Source organism: Odoribacter sp. N54.MGS-14 (assembly GCF_000980295.1).
Lineage (GTDB): Bacteria > Bacteroidota > Bacteroidia > Bacteroidales > Marinifilaceae > Odoribacter > Odoribacter splanchnicus.
Map to the genome: position 1 here is coordinate 24,176 of NZ_LARL01000008.1, position 22,484 is coordinate 46,659.

Genomic DNA, 22,484 nt, shown 5'->3' on the forward strand with positions numbered 1-22,484 from the left:
CAATTAATGGGTTGCTTTATTAAAATAGTGGGTATGTAATAAATGATGGGCTTTTTCGCTCAACGGCTTTCCGAGATATTCTTCATATAATTTGATAATATCCGGGTTTTCATGAGATTTCCGTAGCGGTTTATGCTCGTCTTCCTGATAGAGGGCCTGGCTGCGGGCTTTTAATAAAGCCGAATTGCCATGATGTAAAGGTTGGCCTCCTCCTCCGATACAACCACCGGGACAAGCCATGATTTCGATCGCATGGAATTCGGATTTTCCTTCCCGGATTTCATTCAAAAGTTTACGGGCATTTCCCAATCCATGAGCAATACCGACATGGAGTTCTACTCCGTTGAGTTTAATAGTTGCTTTTTTTATGTTCTCCAGACCCCGTACTTCTTTGAAATCTACTTTGTCGAGTGTTTTTCCGGTATAAAGTTCGTAAGCTGTTCGCAATGCTGCTTCCATCACACCTCCCGAAGCTCCGAAGATTACTCCGGCACCTGTAGATTCTCCCAAAGGATGATCGAAATCTTCGTCCGCCAGGCTGTTGAAATCGATATTGGCCCGTTTGATCAGACTGGCTAGTTCCCGGGTAGAAAGAGAGTAGTTGACATCGGGATCGCCCTGTGTTGCGAATTCTTCCCGGGCACATTCGTATTTCTTAGCCAGACAAGGCATAATAGATACAACGATCAAATCTTCCCGGGGAATGTTCATCTTTTCTGCCCAATAGTTTTTAGCGATAGCACCGAACATTTGTTGGGGTGAACGTGCGGTCGACGGGATATCCAGCATATCGGGGAACTGATGTTCGAAGAAATTGACCCAGGCCGGACAACAAGAAGTCAGAATAGGGAGGCATACGTCTTTATCACCCTTGAGATAACGGGTCAACCGATCCAGTAATTCGCTTCCTTCTTCCATAATGGTCAGATCGGCAGCGAAATCGGTGTCGAACACTTTGTCGAAGCCCAATTGTCTTAAAGCAGCTACCATCTTTCCGGTAACAGAAGTGCCGGGTGTTAAACCGAATTCCTCGCCGAGTGCAGCCCGTACTGCCGGTGCCGTCTGTACGATAACGGTTTTTTTCGGATTACTCAGATCGCTGATCAGCCGATTCGTATGGTCGACTTCGGTCAGTGCTCCTACAGGACATACGGCGACACACTGACCACAGAAGGTACAGGCTGAATTGGATAAAGGTTCGTCGAAAGCCGGAGCTATCGTTGAAATGAAACCACGGTTTACAGCACCGAGTGCCCCTACGGTTTGCACTTCATTACACATCATCTCACAACGACGGCAATAAATACATTTGCTCATATCGCGGACAATCGACGGAGAGGTCTCTATCGGGAGAATATTCCGCTCACCGGCAAAGGGTATCTCGCGGATTTTTAATTTAACGGCCAGGTTTTGTAATTCGCAATTCCCGGATTTCGGACAGATCAGGCAATCGTTGGGGTGGTCCGAGAGAATTAATTCCAGTACGGTTTTCCGGGCATTGAGCACCCTGAGGCTACTGGTTTTTACCTTCATGCCGTTTTCACAACGGGTAGCACAGGCCGGAGCCAGGTTTCTCCGTCCTTCGACTTCGACGACACAAATACGGCAGGAAGCCGGAAGGTTGGTGATACACATGTCTTTCAGATTCATATAGCATAAGGAGGGGATTTGAATACCTACTCCCCGGGCTGCTTCGAGAATCGTCGTTCCTTTGGCCACCTCTACGATATGATTATCTATTTGCAGAGTTATATTTTGTTCCATGTTTTTTCGTTATGGGCTGTTATACTTCGGTTATCCGGCACTTATCGCATTAAATTTGCATTTATCTTTACAAGTACCGCATTTGATACATTTAGTCGTGTCGATGAAATGGGCTTCTTTCCGTTCGCCGATGATTGCATCTACCGGACAATTACGTGAACAGAGGGTACATCCTACACATAGTTGCGGGTCGATACGGAAAGATAACAACGCCTTACATTTTCCGGCAGGACATTTGTGATCCCGGATGTGAGCGACATATTCGTCATAGAAATGTTCCAGTGTAGACAGTACCGGATTGGGAGAGGTCTGTCCCAAGCCGCAAAGAGCCGTATCTTTAATCACTTGGCTCAGGTTACGGAGGTTGTCGAGATCTTCCATCGTGCCTTTCCCTTCGGTGATCCGGGTTAAGATTTCCAATAACCGTTTGTTGCCGATCCGACAGGGAGAACATTTTCCACAAGATTCTTCGACGATAAATTCCAGATAGAACTTGGCGACAGCAACCATACAATCGTCTTCGTCCATGACGATCATGCCACCGGATCCCATCATCGAACCTGCTGCCAGCAAGTTGTCGAAATCGATCGGAGTATCCAGATGTATCTCCGTGAGACAACCGCCCGAAGGACCTCCGGTTTGTACGGCTTTAAATTTTTTACCATTTTTGATTCCTCCCCCGATTTCATAAATGACTTCCCGGAGAGTAGTACCCATAGGCACTTCGATCAGGCCCACATTATTGATTTTACCGGCTAATGCAAATACTTTGGTTCCTTTCGAACGTTCTGTTCCGATAGAAGCAAACCAGTCGGCCCCTTTGTTGAGAATGACAGGAATATTGGCCAGTGTTTCGACGTTATTGACATTCGTCGGTTTATTCAAATAGCCCGATTCTGCCGGGAAAGGAGGTTTGGTCGTGGGCTCGCCCCGGTGTCCTTCCATCGAGTGGATCAAAGCGGTCTCTTCTCCACAGACAAAAGCACCTGCACCATAACGGATTTCTATATGGAAAGAAAAATCGGTACCGAGAATATTTTCTCCCAGCAGCCCGTATTTTTCAGCTTGTTCGATCGCGATACGAAGCCGTTCGATAGCCAGAGGATATTCTGCCCGGATGTATACCAGTCCTTTACTGGCACCTATGCTGTAACCGCAAATGGCCATGGCTTCGATCACGGAGTGCGGATCCCCTTCCATAATCGAACGGTCCATAAAAGCTCCCGGGTCCCCTTCGTCGGCGTTACAAACGACATATTTTTGATCGGCCTGGTATTTGCGGGCAAATTCCCATTTCAGACCGGTAGGGAAACCGCCGCCACCCCGTCCACGCAATCCGGATCGTTTGATTTCGTCGATAACCGCTTCCGGAGTCATCTCTGTCAGACATTTGGCTAAAGCGCTGTAACCGTCACGACCGATACATTCTTCGATGTTTTCCGGATCGATAAAACCACAGTTACGCAAAGCGATGCGTAATTGCTTTTTATAAAATTCCATGTGTTTGGAATCGCTGACCGTCACTTTTTTAGACGGTTCTTTGTATAATAACCGTTCTACCTTGCGGCCTTTAATGATGTGTTCGTTGACGATTTCTTCGGCATCTTCCGGTTTTACCTGTACATAAAAGGTATTGTCAGGCATGATCTTGACAATAGGACCTTTCTCACAGAAACCGAAACAGCCGGTAGCGATGACCTGTACTTCGTCTTCCAGAGCACGTTCTTTCAGACAATCTTCCAGTCGGCAGATGATATTTTTACTGGCTGACGCACGGCAACCGGTCCCTCCACAGACAAGAATATGCATTTTATAACTCATAGATGGGGTTGTTTATCGATTAATAGTTGAAAATATTTAGCACGTTATAGAATCAGATACTTTGGTAATTAACCGGGATAATCCCTTCGACCAATTCGTCGTTTTTCAGGTATTTCTGGATGATCTCTTCTGCTTTAGCACAGTTGACATGACCGAATACGATCGGTTCTTTTCCCGGTTTGGTGATTTCTACCGTGGGCTCTGCAAAGCAGTAACCCATACAGCCGGTTTGAGTGACTACGGCCTGAATACCGTTTTTTTCAAGATTGTTCAGAAAGTAATTCATCGTTTCCTTACTACCTGCTGCTATTCCACAAGTGGCCATGGCGACTTTGATCTGAATCAGATTTTCAGGATGCTCGCTTTTTTCGCGCAGATCGATTTTCGATTGAACGTTATCCCTGATTTTTTTCAGGTCGGCGAGTGATTTTATTTTTTCCATATAGCTGTTATTAGGTGATAATTGATTTTATGATTGCCTGATGGACATGCTTTGATCGGCATGTATTTCTTTGAGATTCTCCCGGATTAAATTTTGTATGGCCGGAAGAATTTCGGGATGTCCCAAAGGTACACCTTCCAGCACCTGTATGATCTCTTGGGTATCGAACCGGTATGTACCGCTGGGAGTCGAATGATCGTAGCTGAAATGGATGGCCGGATTGGCGGCTGCCAATAGCGTAAGCGTTTCTGCTACATCTCCCAAAGGAGGACGGTCCAGATGGGAATGACCGAAACGGGCTGTGAGAGTAGTCCCTTGACCCGGCTGTGAGACGATACTAACTTTTCCTCCGGTTCGTTCGGCATTTTGCTGGAGCAAGGGAATTCCCAGGCCCACTTTGCGTACTGTCCGGCTGGTAAAAAAAGGATCCCTGACCCTTGCCAAAGTCGCCTCATCCATACCGCAACCGTTATCCTGAATTTCAATAAGAAAGAGATCTGCCTCCGGATCTTCGCAAATCCGGATCTGAATCCACGAAGCCTCTGCCCGGATAGAATTCTGGACGATATCCATCATATGAGAGGACAAATCTTTCATGAATAGGTATATTCTTTAACTTATTGGGATAATAAACTTTAAATATTTATTTCTGGCCTCAAATTTAATTTAAATTCATAAAATTACAACGATTGCAGGAGTGAAATTACGTAATTAAATTCCGGATAGATTGCCGGATGTTTTTGAAGGAAAAATCTTCTATTTTCAGTTGGGTATATATTTTTCCGATGTCCCCGGGATAGTGGGCATCCGAGGACTGGATGAAAGAGGCGGATTTCAGTTCGGGATGGCCGGACAGGAATTTCGAAAGAGAGGTATGACTACTGAGCTCCAGGGCATCATAACGTAAATCCGGCGGGACGAATCCTAATTGTGAAAGAATACTGAAACAGGGTTTGTCGATATGGGCCGGAATGAAAATACCGTCGAGTTGCCTGACTTTATGTGCAATTTCTTCCAGCGATTGGTTCAAGGCAGAAATCAATAGTTTGGGTTCTTCGTAAATGATCTGTTCTTCCGGATCGACGACAACCTGGAAGCCGAATTTTTCCGGGTCGTTCGGAATATCGGGTAAATGTACATCCAGGTAATGCTGAAAAATAGTAAGCTGTTCGTCGGTTTCGAAAAAAGTCAGGGCATGCACTTCTTCTTTACTACAGATTTCAGCACCTGTAAGGACGAATATACCTTTCGTTTTCCCATAATCACGGATTATCGGTGCCTGGCGGGTGGAGTTGTGATCAGTGATTCCGATCATATTCAGTCCTTGGACTTGGGCGAAATGCAGAATATTCTCCGGACTCATTTCCAGATCTCCGCAAGGGGAAAGGACGGTATGAATATGGAGGTCGGCCCGAATGTCCATTTTACTGCTCCTTTTTCTGGAGAAGTTCGTAAATCTCGCCTGTCATTTCGAATGTCTGTCTGGAAGTACTTAAGATGGGTATGCCTTCTGCCTCACTTTCGGAAACGGTATCTTCTTCCGGTCGGTAACCTTTGACCAGGACAATGGCTGCCAGTTCTTTCAGCGAAGCGATGGCCATGATATTTTTGTGTGTCTGAAGCGTAATCCAGATATTCCCTTCCCGGGCGTTACCCATCACATCACTCAGTAGATCGGAGGTATAGCCGCCTTTGATCTCTTTGTCCAGGCCTGCCGCACCACAGCAGACTTCTAATTTTAGTTGTGTAGCCAATTCTCTGACTGTCATATCTTTGCTCGTTTATTTTTATTCTTCGTTCTTTTCAAATTTTCCGATTCCCCAGACTTTGGCCGATAATTCCATCGATTCTTCCGGGGTAAGCAACCCTTCCCGGGTGAGGATTTTTTGCATGAATATACATTGGTTGAGTTTGGCCTTTCCTTGCACGACATCCTGAGCCAAAGCCTGACAGGAGGGTGTGCCGCAAGCCCCGCAGTCTATCTGAGGTAAAACTTTCATAATGCGGGTGATTTTTTCCATTTTCTGAAAAGCAACCGACAAGTCTTCATCCAGTTTTTCGATCGACCGGGGTGGAATTTCACCGCTCAGTTGCATTTGTTTTACCAGAAAATCCTTGTACCGGGGCATTTTATTGATAGAGATGTAGTTGTATTTGATATAGTTCTCCATCCGTTTCTGTAATCTTTCGATGGTGAGAAAACGGTTGTTGATCGCCAGTGCCCCTCCGGCACAGGAATGGTCGCATGCCCTCAGTTCCAGAAAGTCGATATCTGTCAGTTCGTCGTTTTCCAGTTTTTCGAGGATATCGATGACATTATGGATTTCGTCGATCGCCAGGCAACGCCCCGGATAGTTGGAAGCTTCTCCTCCCGAGAGGGTCCATTGGATGGATTGCGGAGTCAGATGGTATTGTTCCGGTACCCGGGGGAGAACCTGGGATTTATGTCGGTTGATCGAAAGGAGGATTTTGTTATAGATAAAATCCATATTGATCACCCCGTCTACAGGAGAACTTTCTTCGCCGACGGGACACTTGATGGCTGCGATTTTAGCGGCACACTGGGTGACATAAAAAACACCGATCTCTTTTTCAGGTATGCCTTTGTCGATGTATTTTTTCCTGACATAGATGGCTGCAATATCCATGGCTTGCTTTAAGCGGACGATATGTCCGATCAGGGAAGGAAAACGTACCTGGATCAAGCGTACGACAGCCGGGCAGAAACTGGAGATAAAAGGACGCTGCCGGGGATGCTGCTGAAGATAATGCTTTGTCTCTTCCATCAGCAGACCGGTCGATTTATCCACTTCCATGACATAATGGAATCCCAGGTTGTGCAACTCTGAAAATATCTGTTCTTCGCTGATATCTTCCGGGAATTGTCCGATAAAGACCGAAGGTAACAAGATGATCCGGTAAGAGAATTTGAAAATCTGATTGAAATCGTCCTGTTCCACATAAATGGCTTGACGGGGACAGGTCTTCAGGCACATGCCGCAATCGGTACAAGCGGCTTCGTTGATGGTCGCTTTACCGTATTTTATGCGGATCGCTGCCGTAGGACATACATTCATGCAGTGCGTACATCCTGTGCAAACCTCACTGTTGATCTTCAATGCATGATAAAATGTCTCGTTCCCCATTTTCGTAATTTTAAGACTTATCTCAGATACGTGGTCATCGTCACTTTGGTGCCGACATTTACGGTAGATTCGATATTCAACCGGTCACAATTTTTTTTCATATTGGGTAATCCCATCCCGGCACCGAATCCCATTTCCCGGACTTCGGGCGAAGCGGTCGAGAAGCCTTCCTGCATAGCCTTCGCTATATCGGGGATACCCGGCCCTTTATCGGTGATGGTGACGACGATAGATTTCCCGTCCAGCACGACGTTCATCACTCCCTCATAAGCATGAGCGACGACATTGACTTCCGCTTCATAAAGCGCAACGACGATACGTTTTATTAAAAGGGCATCGACGTTGAGCTGTTTCAATATTTTCTTTATCTCACTGGAAGCGGCCCCTGCCCGTGAAAAATTTCCTCCTTCCAGATTAAAATTGAATTCCATATGTTTTCTTAATACACCGGAAGAAGCCCGGCTTTATACAATTCTCCGCATACCCTGAACATACTTTGACGGCAACGCAATAGCAGGATTTCGTTTTCCTCGGCCAGCTGTTGCATTTCTGCCGTGATCTGCTTGTCACGAACAAAAAGAATAAACGGAATATCCGCCATTTCTGCCGTACGAATGACTTGTGGATTGGCCATTCCCGTTATCAACAGCAATCCTTCCGTATTCAGACGCAAGACATCGCTCATTAAATCTGCTGCAAAAGCATGTTGTATGGGATCGTGAAGCTTACGGGCCCCACAAATACACGTGGCGTCGAGTAATTTTATAATGTCGTCCGGTGTCATACCTTGGTTAATTTATATGCATCTAAATTAGTGAAATCATCTTCAAAAACAATACCTCCTCTGCGGGAAGCGATAATTTAAAATTGATATAAATAAGTATATTAGTCCGATGAAGACATTGGTTTTAATTGTTGTCAAGGTTTCAGAAGTCAGGGATAACCGTTTCATTGAAAAACCGGTGTTTTCATCTTCGGGGCTCGTGTTTGAGGATCCAGTCGTTTCTGTCGGTCAGTGAAAGAAAGCCTTATCGGACCGTTTCAGGCGATCGGGTTTGACGACACAAAAACCGAAATCGGAATGGAAAGAAAAAATTAAACCGAGAATTAAATGGGGCTATGAAGTCCTTGAAGTTTATTTTTTTGTATCTTTATAAAAATATTGTCGTGTAGGTATGATGAGGAATTTCCGGGATCTCAGTCGTCCCATAAATTATAAGTGTTTATTTTATCCTTAGTATCGATGGGGATAGCCGGCCTGATCGGACGAGGGACGGTCGGGGAATAAGGGTACTTTAGATAAATCCAGATGATGAAATACGAAATTGTAGCTTTTTATAAACAGGAGATAGAAGAAATCCGTGAATGTGCCGAAAACATCGGACGGTTATATGGATGGCGGTATAGATGTGAAAAAATACCCGGTAGCGGAAAACTGCTTTCAGCCTGCATGGGAGAGGATAGTGTTCTTTGTTTGTTGAAGCGGAAATCATATTCTTTTTATCGGTTGATGAAGTACGTGTATGCTTTGAATAAACCGGTACTTGTTTTACAGGATCATTTTTCTGCCGATACTTTTCAGCAGCTGAAAATTCCGGTAGGTTATTTGAAGGAAAATAAAGAAAAAGGGATTTGGGCTAATTTCCTGCAGCGGCATCATCCCGGGTGTCGGATCGAAATCATCGTTCCCCGGGAAAAAGATGAGCATATTGCGGCCATGGTCCGCAATAATTTAGCATTTATGGAGCGTATCTTAAAGCATTCCGAAGCCCGCTACGAGGTGGTGAATGAAGAGAAAAGTTTTGAAAAAAGCCTGATAAAGGTTTTGCAGGATCTTTCTCCGGGGATAACCCTGATGATGCGTCCGTTCCGCTTATTTTCCTTTTACTATCCCTATACTGTCCGGCTTTACCGTAAACACGCCCGGTCCGAAGTATTGATTATCCCCCGGGACGACTCTTTGTATATACCTTGCCATTAAAGATGATAGATGACACCTGTCATCTATCTTAAATACTCAGTCCGATAGAGAAAATCAGGTCGGCGAACATCTTTTTATGTTGTGTTTCGTAGCCGGTGCGGATACCGAGACGGATCGGATAGGTTAACCGGAAGAAGTGGGTGTCCGTGGTCAATTCTATTCCATAGGAGGAGTAAGTAGCTTTGCCGAATTTGTTGCGGCTGCTACCCCAATCGTAGAATACGGCGGCGTTTATAGTTTTGAGATAGAGCAATGAACTCAGGGGCAGATCCGGGAAAGCGATCGGCATATGGTAACCGGTACGCAAGCTGGCTATTTCGTAGCCAGGTAGGGTGATCCCTCTGGGGTAAAGAATTTTATTGCTATAATTCCGCTCTTTGTGCGACATATGCTGGAAGCCTCCGTACAGCGACAGGGAATGATTGGTGGTGAAGCCCGGAAAATACAGGCGTCCGTCTCCCCACCATTGATAGCCCAGGTCTATATGTTCCAGAGGGCTGTGAGTGTAACCTGCACTGAAAGTTTGGCCCCAGCGGGGATTGATCTCCTGGGTAGTCATACGGGTTTGATTGGTAAAATAAAGTCCGTATTCCAGCAATTGATAAAACCGGGAAGGCTCGTTCACCTGGTAAAAGTTCGGATCGACTTGTGTAATCCATATGGTGTTCGCTTCTGCTATTTTACAGGTGTAGAGTTTATTTAATTTTTCATGGTGTAATCCGACAAACCGGTAACGGACATAAGGTTGTAAGGTCCGGTTATATTGGCGGGCAGACAGGGTAAAAGGAAACCGGACCGTAACCTCAGCGGAAGAACGCCAGGCTTTATATTGTGCATAAAAAGTTTCTTTTTGCCGGGTAGGCAGGAAAAAACCTTCGTTGAAAGATTCGTAATCGTATCTCCCGCTATACAGGTCGAAATCGAATACCGGCCACCAGCCTTTGTAGCTGGCATTCAGCATCCAGGCCCCGTGGTCATAACCCGATTTTAAGATATAACCGGCAGTAAAGGATAAGGTGCTCAACTTATTCTGAGAGTAAACTACCGCACCGAAGTCGACGTCCATATCGTTCAGATCGGCTTCTACCGGTCCCCAGCTGTGGATATTGACAAGGTGGGTGAATTTATTGTATTTCCGGGAAGGATAGATAGAATCGTATTGGAAAGCAGAATGCCATTTTTCTTCCTGTTTCATCGAGTCGGCTAACCGGAATTGCTGATAGACCGTCGGCTGTTCCTGTAATCCGGCCAGGTCGATATGCCCGGGTTTATAGCCGTCTGCTGTGTAGAAAGAAAAATACAACTGTTTTTTATCCGCACTGAGGGTGGGGAACTGTAGCCCGTACTTACTGTTCAGCACATTCACCGGACCTTGTGCGGTCCAACGGTAGAAAGCATTGTTACCGTTGTAAGAAGCTCTGTAGATCAATAGACTGTCTCCGGCAACCGGGTGGTCCAGTTCGTAATAGATCGCAGGACAGACGGTATGTCGCCGGTGAGTGACCGGATCGATCGATACCAGACTCAAGCCTCGGGGGGATTGGACGACTGTGGTGATTTTACCCTCGTGGTAAGACGGATGGATGAATAGTTCGTTCGCTTCTGCCGGAATACGCCCGGTTTCCCGGCTCAAAGTCGAGTCGAGCAAGACCAGATAAGATCGGTTGCAATGGTCCACTTCTACACAGCCCCACTCCTGGCCCATCGCGAAAGGAGAAAAACGGTTGTTCCGGCTTTTATAGCGTTTGTATTTACCGGTATTCAGGTCGTAACTGCTTAAACGCATACGTCCGCCCTGATCCCAACGGATGTGATTGTAATATTCGCTCCAGACTATTTGGTCGTTGTTGAAGGCAAATTTATAGTCGTCCAGAATCCCTGTACGCCGGAGGAGTTTTTCGTTCTGATTGTGCAAGAGAACGAAAGCTCCCGTTTGTTGCAGCCCTTTTTTATAAGCAATCACTTTGCCGGAAGAAATCGGGGTGGGATTGTAGTAATTCGTGTAATACTTGTTGTGGGTGGGAAGTGTATCGAATGGAGACGATACGAGAGAGGCCTCCCGCATCCAGCGCTGTTGCAATTCGGAAAAATTATCCCGGTAAAGGGTACGCTTGGCATCCCGGTAGGTATTGGCCTGGCGGACACTGTCGGGATCGATAAACAGAGAACGGAATGTACTGTCCCGCCAGAGACTGTCCCGCTTGCCCTGCATGGAAAGCTTCAGGCTGGTGGCGAAGGGAGTAATGCCGTAAGGGCGTCTTCCGGTGCGTTCCAGCGCTTTTGCCCAGATATCCGAACCGTAATTGACCCGGGAGTTGGCGGTCATGAAGTACCCCATGGTGTAACGATTGGGCACGAAATCTTTGTTTGAACCCAGTACGGCTTTCGAATAATTGTAAATCCCTTTTTCCAGGATTTGGGCTTTCATTTCGTTCAGAAATTCCGGGGAACGTCCTCGGCCGAGATGGCCGACAGCAGTTTCAAAACATACGGCATCTCCTTCCATAAACCACATCGGTACATATACACCGACTACTGCAATAGGAAAAATCTCCCCGAAGAGATAATACAGGTCTTTGGTAAGTCCCTGGTTTACCTTGTCGAGCTGCACGACATGCCGGAATTCGTGTACACACAAATGTTCCAGCCAATCATCCGTGGGATCTTGGGAAGGCATGGTGTAAAGTTCACTCTTCCGGGGTGCCAGGGCTACATTCCCATTGGAAACACCTCCGTCGGCATGCATGATGATGGATATCTTTTTGGGGTGTAATTGCAGTGTGTTGGCATGGTGGTATAAAAGACTGAAAATAGAAGCTGCTTTTTGGGCGTTTTCTTCGAAAAAATCCGGGTATATAATTTGAAAATCGTCGGTTTTGATTTGCTTCCAGCGCAGGGAAGGCCTATCCTGACCGAAATTGACGAATTGTGCCGAAACGATTGAAAACGGGCACCAGAGAAGTAGAATAAAAAACAGAACTTTCTTCATATATCACCTATTTTTTTAGAGCATCTAAATTAAATTATAAATTTTAGAAATAAGCCTGATTGCCTTTTTTATTTTAACACCGGCTTGCGTTTGCAAATTTTGCGTTTTTACATTTAAGTTTGAAAGAGGTACGCCAAAATTTTCCTTACCTTTGTAAAGGATAAAACAAGAGATATGCAAACAGAGAAAGATCGGATTTTGGAGTTGCGGAAAGCGCTTGAATATCATAATTATAAATATTATATCGAAAATGCACCGGAGATTTCAGACCGGGAGTTCGACGGGTTGATGCACGATTTGGAAAAACTGGAAGAAAAGTATCCGGAGATGTACGATCCCAATTCCCCGACCCAACGGGTAGGGAGGGATATCAATCAGGAATTTACTCAGGTCGCTCATAAATATCCGATGCTTTCTTTGGGAAATACATATAGCGAAGAAGAATTGCGGGATTTCGATCAGCGGGTGCGGAAAGTGGTCGGTGACCGGGTGCAGTATGTTTGTGAGTTGAAATACGACGGGACTTCGATTAGTCTGACTTATGTGAACGGTGAGCTCACTCAGGCGGTTACCCGGGGAGACGGCGTGAAGGGAGACGATGTCACGGCTAATGTCAGGACGATTCGCACTGTACCCTTGAAGTTGAGAGGGGATTATCCGCCCGAATTCGAGATCCGGGGGGAGATTCTGATGCCTTTTTCGGTATTCAATCGCTTGAACCAGGAAAAAGCAGAGGCCGGAGAACCTTTGTTCGCCAATCCCCGGAATGCTGCTGCAGGAACCTTGAAATTACAGAATTCTTCGCTGGTAGCGAAACGGCATTTGGATTGTTTTCTTTACTATATTCCCGGCGAAGTGACTCCGGCGGAAACCCATTACGGAAACTTGATGAAAGCTAAAGAATGGGGCTTCCATATGCCCCCTTATATTCACTTGGCCGATTCGTTTGAAGAAGTTTGGGCCTTTATCACAAAATGGGATAAAGAAAGGACGGGTTTGCCGGTTCCGATCGATGGGATTGTGATCAAAGTCAATGATATCGGGATGCAGCATTTGCTGGGATATACGGCAAAATCTCCCCGTTGGGCCATTGCTTATAAGTTTAAGGCCGAACAGGTGGAGACGCCCCTGATCGATGTGGTTTATCAGGTAGGGCGGACAGGTGCCGTCACGCCGGTAGCCAATCTGGAGCCGGTGCATATTGCCGGCACTACGGTGAAAAGGGCTTCCCTGCATAATGCAGATATCATCTCTTCTCTGGATTTACACGAACATGATACGGTGTATGTGGAGAAAGGGGGAGAAATTATTCCGAAGATTGTGGGGGTAGACCGGGCTAAACGCAGGGAAGGAGCCGCAGCTGTCGAATTCATTACGTATTGTCCCGAATGCGGAACAAAATTGATACGGATAGAAGGTGAAGCCAATCATTATTGCCCGAATGAAGACCATTGTCCACCTCAGATAGCCGGAAAAATCGAACATTTCGTTAGCCGTAAGGCGATGAATATAGAGGGGATGGGAGAAGAAACGATCGAGTTATTACTGGGTAAAAGGCTGATCCGGGATGTGGCCGATATTTATGGATTACCGGCAAAGCGAGAGGAATTGATCGGACTCGAAAAAATTGTTTACCCCGAGAGTTTCGAAATGACCAGTATCCCTTTAGCAAAAGTGATTTATGGATTTGAAATCGGAATAAAGAATATTTCTTCCCGAAATGCAGAGACGTTGGCTGGTCATTTCGGTAGCCTGGAAGCTTATGCCGCTGCTTCGAAACAAGAGCTTTCAGCGGTGATAGGCGATGAAACGACGGTAAACCGGATATTGGATTACTTTCGTACTCCTTTTAATCAGACCGTAGAACGCTTGAAAGAAGCAGGTGCCGTTGAAAATATTCCTTTGGATTATGTCGTCTATGCATTGAATATTCCGGGGATAAATTGGCATAAAGCTGACTTATTGGCAGCCCGCTTCGATTATATTTATGAATTATCTGTGGCTTCTGCTGCTGAAATCCGGGCTGTTGAGGGGATCGATGCAGATGAAGCCGATAGCATTGTCCGTTTTTTCCGTTCTAATGAAAAATTGGTACGGAAATTGAATACTTTATCCGTTTATCGGATGCAGGAGAAATCGGTAGATAATTTAATCGCCGGTATCGAAAAATCGAAAACGGCCGGTTTTCCCGCTTTATTGAATGCTTTGGGAATCCGGTATATCGGAGAGACTGCCTCCCGTAATCTGGCTAAAAGTTTCCGGGAACTGACCAGGCTGATGGAAGCCGATTTTGAGCAATTGACCGAAGTAGAAGATATCGGTGAACAGATGGCTAATAGTATTTTGCGCTATTTTGGTAAAGAAGAAAACAGACAATTGGTGAAACGTCTGATCGATTATGGCGTAGAAGCAGAAATAGGAGAAACGGAAACAGGAAACGATAGCCTGACAGGGCAAACATTTGTGATTACCGGTACACTGACCCGGCCCCGCGAATACTTCAAAGAGTTGATTTTGAATGCAGGGGGAAAGGTCAGCGATTCTGTTTCAGCCAAGACCGCCTATTTGTTGGCTGGCGAAAATGCCGGTAGTAAATTGAAAAAGGCAGAAAAATTGGGTACCCGGATTATTTCTGAAGAAGAATTTTACGAATTACTGAAATAATGGGGAATACCCTGCTGCATCAACGAAGTAATAAACGAGGATATGACAAAAAATGATAACAAAAAATTGAAAGAAATAATAGACTTAGCTTGTGAAGAGGCAAAGCGTTTGGGGAATACGAAGGTTTCACCCGAACATTTGTTTCTGGGGATGTTGCGGATGGATCAGGCCAGGGCTATCGATGTTCTGATCGCTTTGGGAGTGGATTTTTATGAGGTGAAAGCAAAAATCGAACAGAAACTGAATAAGCAAAGGGATAAGAGTGAAGAGATGCCCGATGAGCTGGATCTTACCCTGGCTGCCAACAGTATTGTTAAACGGGTCATCGAGGAGGCCTGGAAGCTGGGGGATGAGGAAGTAGAGTCGGAACATCTGATGTTGGCCATGTTGAGAAATCAGGCAGGGTTTGTCACAAAATTGTTTAATTCTATGGGAGTAGATTACGAGAAGTTTAAAGAACAACTGCTGAAGGAGAAAACCCGTATGCAATCCGATTATGGAGAAGAATCCGATGAAGACGAGGATGCAGGTGATGAAGAATCGATGTACAATCCCTATCGTCAGAACGGGCCTGCTAAATCGGATACACCGGTATTGGATAATTTCGGTATAGATATCACGAAAGCTGCCGAAGAAGGTACCCTCGATCCGATCGTAGGGAGAGACCGGGAAATCGAACGATTGGCCCAAATTCTGAGCCGGAGGAAGAAAAATAATCCGGTGTTGATCGGAGAACCGGGGGTCGGTAAATCGGCTATTGCCGAAGGGTTGGCGATCCGTATCATCCAGAAAAAAGTGTCACGGGTATTGTTCGATAAGCGGGTAGTAGCTTTGGATATCGCGTCTATTGTTGCAGGTACGAAATACCGGGGACAATTTGAAGAGCGGATGAAAGCCATTCTGAACGAATTGGCTAAAAACAAAAATATTATCCTTTTTATCGACGAGATTCATACCATTGTAGGAGCCGGAGGGTCGGGAGGTAGCCTGGATGCGGCAAATATGCTGAAACCTGCGCTGTCGAGAGGGGAGATTCAGTGTATCGGGGCGACGACCCTCGACGAATACCGGCAGAATATCGAGAAAGACGGTGCTTTGGAAAGACGCTTCCAGAAAGTATTGGTCGAACCGACTTCTTTCGATGAAACGGTCGAAATCCTGAACAATATCAAATCCCGCTACGAGGATCATCACAACGTCCGTTATACCGATGAGGCGATCAAGGCCTGTGTCAAGCTGACGACGCGTTATATTTCCGACCGGGCGTTGCCTGACAAAGCGATCGATGCGATGGATGAGGCCGGTTCACGGGTACATATCGCCAATATCCATGTGCCTCAGGTTATCGAAGAGTTGGAAAGATCGGTGGAAGAAATCAAGAATAAGAAGAAAGAAGCGGTCAAACAACAGAATTTCGAGGTTGCAGCTGCTTTTCGGGATAAAGAACGCCAATTGCTGGCCCAGCTCGAGCAGGAAAAAGACAACTGGCAGAAAGAATTGAAAGAAAACCGGGTGGTGGTCGATGAAGAGAGTGTGGCCGAAGTAGTGGCAATGATGACCGGAGTACCCGTAAAACGGATCGCTAAGACCGAGGGTATGAAATTGTTGCAGATGCGTGAAGAATTGGCGGATAGTGTCGTCGGACAACAGGAAGCGATTGAAAAGATCGTTAAAGCGATACACCGGAACCGGGCCGGATTGAAAGACCCCAACCGACCGATCGGATCGTTCATTTTCCTGGGGCCTACCGGTGTCGGAAAAACTCAATTGGCCAAAGTATTGGCACAATATCTGTTCGATACGCCTGATTCGCTGATCCGGATCGATATGAGTGAATATATGGAGAAATTTGCTGTTTCCCGGTTAGTCGGGGCACCTCCCGGATACGTAGGATACGAAGAAGGCGGACAGCTGACGGAGAAAGTGAGACGTAAACCTTATTCGGTAGTATTATTGGATGAGATTGAAAAAGCACATCCCGATGTATTCAACATCCTCCTGCAGTTGCTGGATGACGGCCAGTTGACCGATAGTTTGGGGCGGCGCGTCGATTTTAAAAATACGATTGTGATCATGACTTCCAATATCGGAAGCCGGCAATTGAAAGATTTCGGACGTGGTATCGGATTTATGGCTGCCGATAAGACGAATGACAACGATTATGCCAAGAGTGTCGTGCAGAAAGCGTTGAAGAGTGCCTTTTCTCCTGAATTTCTGAATCGTATCGATGATGTGATCGTCTTCAATCCTTTGAGTAAGGAAGATATCCATAAGATCATAGATATAGAACTGAAAGGACTGCTCAAGCGGGTAGGTGAATTGGGATACCACATCCAGGTTTCGGATGCTGCAAAAGAATTCCTGACCGAGAAAGGGTATGATCCTCAATATGGAGCACGTCCGTTGAAACGGGCTATCCAGAAATACCTGGAAGATGAATTAGCCGAAGTGATCATCAAAGGCGACCTTCCCGAAGGGGGGACCCTTTATGTCGACTGCGATAAGGAAAACGATAAGCTGAAGGTAAAAAGTAAAAAGCTAGAGGCTAAAAGCTAAAAGCTAGAGGCTAAAAGCTAAAAGCTAGAGGCTAAAAGCTAAAAGCTAGAAGAGGCTAAAAGCTAGAAGCTAAAGGCGAGAAGGTAACCTTTAGCTTCTTTGCTTTTTTATCTTTTCAGCTTCTCGCTTCTCGCTTTTAGCCTTTAGCTTTTAAGCCTTTTCGCCTTTATTGTTCCTCCGTACAAATATCCACCTGTTTTTCGATGAGCTGATCCAGGGAGATGAAAGATTCGGTTTTAGCAATACCGGGAATATTTTGCAGAGTATTGATCAGGATATCCATCAGATGCTGGTGGCTGTTACACCGGATTTTCAGGAAAAAGGAGTAGTGACCGGTGATGAAATGGCATTCGATTACTTCGGGGATCTTTTCTATTTCTTTGACAACTTTTTTATATTGGGAAGCATTATCCAGAATGACCCCGATGAAAGCACAAATCTTGAATCCCAGTGCGCGTGGCTTTACAATGAATCGTGAACCTTCGATGATGCCGGCATCTTCCATTTTTTTCACTCTTTGGTGAATAGCTGCGCCGGATATACCGCATTCACGGGCAATCTCCAAAAAAGGTACTCTGGCATTTTTTACAAGATAGGATAGAATTTTTCTGTCTATATCATCGATCTGGTATTTCATAGCATTTAGGTATTGATTAGTAAAATGAGATTATCTGAAGTTCAGAATACTATACAATTGTTTGCGTTGTTTGTAATATCTTCTTCCTTCTTCGTTGGTAATGTTTTTGATGACTCCGTCTATCAAATTATTGAATATCGTTGCAAAAGTAAATCCTTCCGGAGGGTAAATATCCGGATTATGAATATCGTTTAGTTTGGCGATATACATCCGGGCGATCATCTCGCTTGAAATATCCTTCTTATACATGCCTTGTTCCATGCCTTTCTCGATATTGATTTTAATCTTCTCATAGATAAAATCTGAACGCATTTGCATATGTTCTTCGAAAATATCCGGGAAAGCTTTCGATAACATAATGGTGAATGAAGGAGATACATTGAAAAAACGGTTGTTGATTTCATCACTGACGATCAACATAATATCGATAGCGTTCCACCCTTCGAAATTGTATTCATTGAAGATTTCTTCAAAACATCTCCGTTCATGCTCCAGTATGGCTTTGACAATGTCTTTGCGGTCGGTGAAATTTTCTTTCAATTCCTCTAAGGTCAGGCCCACCTTTTGCAAGTGTTCTTCGTTGAAATCATTAATTCCGTATTTCGAAATATAGGTTCGTAATTTTTCTGCCAGTTGAAATCTCTGTTCTGTCATTGTTCTGCAAAATTCGGTTTGATGCCGTAAATATAATAAACAAAATGGGATAGCGCCAATTTAAAGTTGTAAATTATTATTTATTCGATCTTTTTTCTTTTAAAATATAGTTGATAATAAGAAAATTGTTTCAATTCTGTTTTTGATAGGATTTCATGGGGAGACATACTATTTTAAAGGTTGTTTTTATACCTTTGTACGATCAAGGGTTGTGATATCTAATTTGAAAATAAATGAAAAAGGGGATACTGGGATTTTTGTTGATACTGCAGGGAATGGTATCGATGGCTGCTGAGAATAAGACGAAATTGATCGTAGGGATTACAGTCAGTAATTTTTATCCGGAGTGGGTAACTATTTATAAGAACGATTTGGCAGAAGGAGGTTTGAAGAGAATTTGTGGGCAAGGTAGAGAGATGATGGCCGATTATCGGTATCTGTATTCGCAGACCGGAGTGGATCAGGCAACGATTTATACGGGTTTATTGCCATCCGAACATGGGGTGATCGCTCACGATTGGTACGATCGTTTGAGAGGAAAGCGGCAGAATAATGTGATCTCGGATAACTGCCTGATGTTGGGGGAAGATGGAGTCAAAGGGCTTAGTCCTGAAGGCTTACAAGCCTTGACACTCGGATGTGCTATGAAGATGAATAATGTTTTTTCGAAAGTATATAGTGTTGCTGTCAATGGGGAAGAGGCGGTTCTGAGTGGAGGAAGCTGTGCGAATATGGCTATTTGGTTGAGTGAAGAGTCAGGTAAATGGATCTCTTCCGATTATTATGCCGATTCGTTGCCGGGGTGGCTGCAGGCTTATAATGCCAAAATGGAAAGCGATTTTTTTATTCGCCGGGGGTGGATGGCTTTGGGGGATGAGGATGGTAATGCAACCTCCCTGCGTTTGAAGAACAAGATCGGTTTGGGAAATAATTTTTATTACGATTTGGCACAGGCGAAACGGAAATTCGATACCTATCGGATTTTAAAAGCTACTCCTTATGCTAATACCCTGGTGACGGATTTAGCGCTTGAATTACTCAAGACGGAGCAACTCGGGCATGATAACGATGCTGATTTACTGGCACTGAATTTTTCCTGTCTGGACTATATGAACCGGGATTATGGCGTATATTCCCGCGAATTTCAGGATGTCGTGATGCGATTGGACCGGGATGTCGAAAAGCTTTTGAATGAATTGGATAGCCGGGTGGGAAAAGGAAATTATACCGTTTTTCTAACTTTTTCCGAAGCCCGTGAATTGTTGCCGGAAGAATTGGCCAAGATGAGATTGACCTCCGGATATTTCAGTATTTTTAAAGCCGTTGCCTTATTGAAGTCTTTCTTGAACCTGGTATATGGAGAAGGGGAATGGATTTTGGATTATGATGCCGAACAAATTTACCTGGATCGTCAGTTGATCGAACAGAAAAAAATTTCTTTGAAAGAGATGCAGGATAAGATCGCTGATTTTATGATCGAATTCGAGGGGGTCGGACATGTACTGACTGCTTATTCCTTGACTCATAATGCGTCGTCGGCAGGTAAGGAAGTCTTGTTTCAGAATGCTTTTTCTCAGAAACGGAGCGGAGATATTTTGTATTCCCTGGTACCGACCTGGATTCCAACCCTAAAGGAACGGGAAGACAATTATGCGCGTTATAGCAAGAGAAACCGGGTTCCGCTTTATCTGTATGGGGCTGGGGTACCTCAGGACTTACCTCAGGAGTGTCAAATGACCGCTTTGTTACCGATGTTGTGTCGTATACTGGAAGTACCGGTTCCCTATACGGCCGGGAAATAGAAGTTTTTTCATTTGTTTTTAAAGCGGAGTGTTTCCATCAGAGTGACGATGTCTTCCCGTAAATAATCGATGACCGGAGCCAAAGAATCTTTATCGGGGTGCTGGTTGAAATATAAAGCTCCGCGCAGAAAATGACGGGTGGAATCGGTGATGAAAAATTGAGTGGAAGAAGCGGTATTTCCTTCGATATAATAAATGAGTCCGAAAATTTCCCGATTCTTGAAATATTTTTCGTTGATCGATTCGGCCTTTATCGTATGCGTATAGGCCAGATGATGACAGTCTTCGAGATAATGATTCAGGGCGGTATCGTTGTTGATCTCTTTATAGGAGAGATGGAGTTTGGCGTTGTATTGCGGATAAGAAAGATTCATCCACCCTGGTTCTGCCTGCTTATCGGGATCGGCTTCCAAGATGGCCTGTGCCGATTGCTCGAAACAATAGGGTAGAGTGTCGGGAGAAGCGACCCACTGTTTTTCAGGAAAGTCGATCCTGAAATATCCGTAAGGCTTGGGAGTATATTGGTCCTTGCAACCCGACGCCAGGAGTAAGAATAGAATAAAAGCTGTTTTTAGCATCACATGAGGTATTTATTTTTCAGTAAACCTGTATCAATTTTTTTCGTATTTGATTTTTTTTATCCGGCGGTTATCGACTTCCAAAATTGTGAATTTATGGCTTTGATAAGTGATTACGTCGTTCTTTCCGGGCAATTCTCCCTTGATTTCCAGAATCAAACCGGCTAGGGTATCGGCTTCTCCTTCGATATCTTTGAAACTATCCGGATCTGCATCTACGATTTTAATAAAATCATTTAATAGAGTACAGGCTTCGAAAATATAGGTGTTGTTGGATAATTTCGTATAGGTTTCTTCTTTTTCATCATATTCATCGTTGATTTCTCCGACAATTTCTTCCAGAATATCTTCCATGGTTACGATCCCGGAAGTTCCTCCGTATTCGTCGACGATGATGGCCATATGGACCTTTTTTACCTGGAATTCTTCCAGCAAATCATTGATTTTTTTGGTCTCCGGTACGAAATAGGCCGGACGGATCAACGATTGCCATGCGAAATTCTGAGGCTCTTTCAGATGGGCAAGCAAGTCTTTGACGTACAAAATACCTTCGATGGTGTCCAGATTTTCACGATATACCGGCAAGCGGGAATACCCGTGTTCGATTACCACATTTTTGACTACTTCGAAACTATCTTCGATATCCAGGGCTATAATGTTGATGCGGGGACGGATGATATCGATGGCAGCGATATTGCTGAACCGTACGATTCCCTCTAAAATATCTTTTTCGTCGTTGATTTCTGCATCTTCGGTCAATTCCAGGGCTTTGGATAACTGATCCATGGATAAGCCGTCTTTTTTGGCCATTCGTTTGCTGATAAGGGAAGTTGACCGGATCAATAAGGTCGATAAAGGACGGAAAAGATAAGTGAGGAAAGTCAAAGGACCTGCCATAAAAATGGCCATTTTTACCTGTGAGCGATTAGCGTATAATTTGGGTATAATCTCACCGAATAAAAGGATGATGAAAGTGACCCCTATCACCTGGATGATAAATCCCAACACAGGATTACCCGAAAAATCGAATAAAGAATTAACCAGATAAGTCGATAGAATGACTATACCTACATTTACGAAATTATTAGTAATCAGAATGGTCGATAGTAATAGATTCGGCTTTTGGTGAAGATTGGCTACTTTATCGTAACCTTTTTCTTTCAATTTTTCTAATTCTCCGGGAGATAGAGAGAAATAGGCTACTTCTGAGGCAGAAGCTAATGCTGAACATAACAGAAGGAATAGAAGAATAATCAGAAAAACAATGTCTGCAAGATCGAAAGTTCCGCGGAATATACTTTGTGCCGCGTCATAAGCGTCTGTTTCCAAAATGAAATGAATTAGTTAAACAAATTAAGCTAAAGGCTATAAGCTATAAGCTAAAAGCTGATTGCTATGAGTTTGAAAAGCCAGAGCTTTAAGATTAAAACTCTAGGCTATACTGGGACAA

Annotated in this window: 17 protein-coding genes and 2 pseudogenes; 5 read left to right on the plus strand and 14 right to left on the minus strand. The window is 44.6% G+C overall.

Translation table 11 applies throughout. The features are described 5' to 3' along the window. Window positions 1-3: 3 nt before the first annotated feature. From WS42_RS03085 to WS42_RS03125, 9 genes are all read right to left on the minus strand, one after another. Window positions 4-1,764 (minus strand): NADH-dependent [FeFe] hydrogenase, group A6, encoded by a 1,761-nt coding sequence (locus tag WS42_RS03085; protein ID WP_022160950.1) that lies wholly within the window; start codon window positions 1,762-1,764, stop codon window positions 4-6. Window positions 1,765-1,794: 30 nt separating this feature from the next. Continuing rightward, window positions 1,795-3,585 (minus strand): NADH-quinone oxidoreductase subunit NuoF, encoded by a 1,791-nt coding sequence (locus tag WS42_RS03090; protein WP_046450734.1) that lies wholly within the window; start codon window positions 3,583-3,585, stop codon window positions 1,795-1,797. Between the two features lie 52 nt (window positions 3,586-3,637). Then, window positions 3,638-4,027, minus strand: a complete 390-nt coding sequence (locus WS42_RS03095) for a (2Fe-2S) ferredoxin domain-containing protein (protein ID WP_013610542.1) — start codon at window positions 4,025-4,027, stop codon at window positions 3,638-3,640. Window positions 4,028-4,054: 27 nt separating this feature from the next. After that, window positions 4,055-4,624 (minus strand): ATP-binding protein, encoded by a 570-nt coding sequence (locus tag WS42_RS03100; RefSeq protein WP_013610543.1) that lies wholly within the window; start codon window positions 4,622-4,624, stop codon window positions 4,055-4,057. 106 nt (window positions 4,625-4,730) lie between these two features. Further along, complete coding sequence (locus WS42_RS03105) at window positions 4,731-5,450, minus strand: PHP domain-containing protein (RefSeq protein WP_046450735.1); 720 nt, start codon at window positions 5,448-5,450, stop codon at window positions 4,731-4,733. A gap of 1 nt (window position 5,451) precedes the next feature. Beyond that, window positions 5,452-5,796 carry a DRTGG domain-containing protein gene (locus tag WS42_RS03110; RefSeq protein ID WP_013610545.1) on the minus strand — a complete coding sequence of 115 codons (345 nt, stop codon included), beginning with the start codon at window positions 5,794-5,796 and terminating at the stop codon, window positions 5,452-5,454. Window positions 5,797-5,814: 18 nt separating this feature from the next. Beyond that, window positions 5,815-7,173 carry a [Fe-Fe] hydrogenase large subunit C-terminal domain-containing protein gene (locus tag WS42_RS03115; RefSeq protein WP_013610546.1) on the minus strand — a complete coding sequence of 453 codons (1,359 nt, stop codon included), beginning with the start codon at window positions 7,171-7,173 and terminating at the stop codon, window positions 5,815-5,817. Between the two features lie 17 nt (window positions 7,174-7,190). Next, window positions 7,191-7,604 carry an ATP-binding protein gene (locus WS42_RS03120; RefSeq protein ID WP_022160943.1) on the minus strand — a complete coding sequence of 138 codons (414 nt, stop codon included), beginning with the start codon at window positions 7,602-7,604 and terminating at the stop codon, window positions 7,191-7,193. A gap of 8 nt (window positions 7,605-7,612) precedes the next feature. Beyond that, a complete protein-coding gene (locus WS42_RS03125; RefSeq protein ID WP_013610548.1) occupies window positions 7,613-7,957 on the minus strand; it encodes a DRTGG domain-containing protein in 345 nt (114 codons plus the stop codon). 525 nt (window positions 7,958-8,482) lie between these two features. Here WS42_RS03125 and WS42_RS03130 point away from each other — a divergent pair. Further along, complete coding sequence (locus WS42_RS03130; RefSeq protein ID WP_046402938.1) at window positions 8,483-9,154, plus strand: hypothetical protein; 672 nt, start codon at window positions 8,483-8,485, stop codon at window positions 9,152-9,154. A 28-nt stretch (window positions 9,155-9,182) separates the two neighbouring features. Here the strand turns inward: WS42_RS03130 and WS42_RS03135 are convergent, their stop codons facing one another. Then, window positions 9,183-12,143, minus strand: a complete 2,961-nt coding sequence (locus tag WS42_RS03135; RefSeq protein WP_046450736.1) for a BamA/TamA family outer membrane protein — start codon at window positions 12,141-12,143, stop codon at window positions 9,183-9,185. Window positions 12,144-12,317: 174 nt separating this feature from the next. Between WS42_RS03135 and ligA the strand changes: the two are divergent. From ligA to WS42_RS03145, 3 genes and pseudogenes are all read left to right on the plus strand, one after another. Next, window positions 12,318-14,015 (plus strand): annotated as a pseudogene (gene ligA, locus WS42_RS03140) (NAD-dependent DNA ligase LigA); the annotation flags it as partial. Window positions 14,016-14,066: 51 nt separating this feature from the next. Then, a pseudogene (locus tag WS42_RS15785) lies at window positions 14,067-14,807 on the plus strand (helix-hairpin-helix domain-containing protein); the annotation flags it as partial. Between the two features lie 42 nt (window positions 14,808-14,849). Next, window positions 14,850-17,363 (plus strand): ATP-dependent Clp protease ATP-binding subunit, encoded by a 2,514-nt coding sequence (locus tag WS42_RS03145; RefSeq protein ID WP_022160939.1) that lies wholly within the window; start codon window positions 14,850-14,852, stop codon window positions 17,361-17,363. 166 nt (window positions 17,364-17,529) lie between these two features. Here the strand turns inward: WS42_RS03145 and WS42_RS03150 are convergent, their stop codons facing one another. Together WS42_RS03150 and WS42_RS03155 are read right to left on the minus strand one after the other, a co-directional pair. Then, the gene (locus WS42_RS03150) at window positions 17,530-18,000 is read right to left on the minus strand and encodes an Lrp/AsnC ligand binding domain-containing protein (RefSeq protein WP_013610555.1); all 471 of its coding nucleotides are present in this window, start codon (window positions 17,998-18,000) and stop codon (window positions 17,530-17,532) included. A gap of 30 nt (window positions 18,001-18,030) precedes the next feature. Next, window positions 18,031-18,654 (minus strand): hypothetical protein, encoded by a 624-nt coding sequence (locus WS42_RS03155; protein WP_013610556.1) that lies wholly within the window; start codon window positions 18,652-18,654, stop codon window positions 18,031-18,033. 233 nt (window positions 18,655-18,887) lie between these two features. Between WS42_RS03155 and WS42_RS03160 the strand changes: the two genes are divergently transcribed. Next, window positions 18,888-20,456: an alkaline phosphatase family protein gene (locus WS42_RS03160; protein ID WP_013610557.1), complete on the plus strand. Its 1,569-nt coding sequence runs from the start codon at window positions 18,888-18,890 to the stop codon at window positions 20,454-20,456. Window positions 20,457-20,464: 8 nt separating this feature from the next. Here WS42_RS03160 and gldD read toward each other — a convergent pair whose 3' ends face one another. Beyond that, entirely contained in the window at window positions 20,465-21,034 is a 570-nt protein-coding gene (gene gldD / locus WS42_RS03165; RefSeq protein ID WP_022160937.1) for a gliding motility lipoprotein GldD, read from the minus strand. A 33-nt stretch (window positions 21,035-21,067) separates the two neighbouring features. After that, complete coding sequence (gldE, locus tag WS42_RS03170; RefSeq protein WP_013610568.1) at window positions 21,068-22,363, minus strand: gliding motility-associated protein GldE; 1,296 nt, start codon at window positions 22,361-22,363, stop codon at window positions 21,068-21,070. Window positions 22,364-22,484 lie beyond the last annotated feature (121 nt).

Bases quoted from the DNA above. Each gene is read 5' to 3' on its own strand.
- WS42_RS03085 (WP_022160950.1), bottom strand. From the start codon at position 1,764: ATGGAACAAAATATAACTCTGCAAATAGATAATCATATCGTAGAGGTG.
- WS42_RS03090 (WP_046450734.1), bottom strand. From the start codon at position 3,585: ATGAGTTATAAAATGCATATTCTTGTCTGTGGAGGGACCGGTTGCCGT.
- WS42_RS03095 (WP_013610542.1), bottom strand. From the start codon at position 4,027: ATGGAAAAAATAAAATCACTCGCCGACCTGAAAAAAATCAGGGATAAC.
- WS42_RS03100 (WP_013610543.1), bottom strand. From the start codon at position 4,624: ATGAAAGATTTGTCCTCTCATATGATGGATATCGTCCAGAATTCTATC.
- WS42_RS03105 (WP_046450735.1), bottom strand. From the start codon at position 5,450: ATGGACATTCGGGCCGACCTCCATATTCATACCGTCCTTTCCCCTTGC.
- WS42_RS03110 (WP_013610545.1), bottom strand. From the start codon at position 5,796: ATGACAGTCAGAGAATTGGCTACACAACTAAAATTAGAAGTCTGCTGT.
- WS42_RS03115 (WP_013610546.1), bottom strand. From the start codon at position 7,173: ATGGGGAACGAGACATTTTATCATGCATTGAAGATCAACAGTGAGGTT.
- WS42_RS03120 (WP_022160943.1), bottom strand. From the start codon at position 7,604: ATGGAATTCAATTTTAATCTGGAAGGAGGAAATTTTTCACGGGCAGGG.
- WS42_RS03125 (WP_013610548.1), bottom strand. From the start codon at position 7,957: ATGACACCGGACGACATTATAAAATTACTCGACGCCACGTGTATTTGT.
- WS42_RS03130 (WP_046402938.1), top strand. From the start codon at position 8,483: ATGATGAAATACGAAATTGTAGCTTTTTATAAACAGGAGATAGAAGAA.
- WS42_RS03135 (WP_046450736.1), bottom strand. From the start codon at position 12,143: ATGAAGAAAGTTCTGTTTTTTATTCTACTTCTCTGGTGCCCGTTTTCA.
- WS42_RS03145 (WP_022160939.1), top strand. From the start codon at position 14,850: ATGACAAAAAATGATAACAAAAAATTGAAAGAAATAATAGACTTAGCT.
- WS42_RS03150 (WP_013610555.1), bottom strand. From the start codon at position 18,000: ATGAAATACCAGATCGATGATATAGACAGAAAAATTCTATCCTATCTT.
- WS42_RS03155 (WP_013610556.1), bottom strand. From the start codon at position 18,654: ATGACAGAACAGAGATTTCAACTGGCAGAAAAATTACGAACCTATATT.
- WS42_RS03160 (WP_013610557.1), top strand. From the start codon at position 18,888: ATGAAAAAGGGGATACTGGGATTTTTGTTGATACTGCAGGGAATGGTA.
- gldD (WP_022160937.1), bottom strand. From the start codon at position 21,034: ATGCTAAAAACAGCTTTTATTCTATTCTTACTCCTGGCGTCGGGTTGC.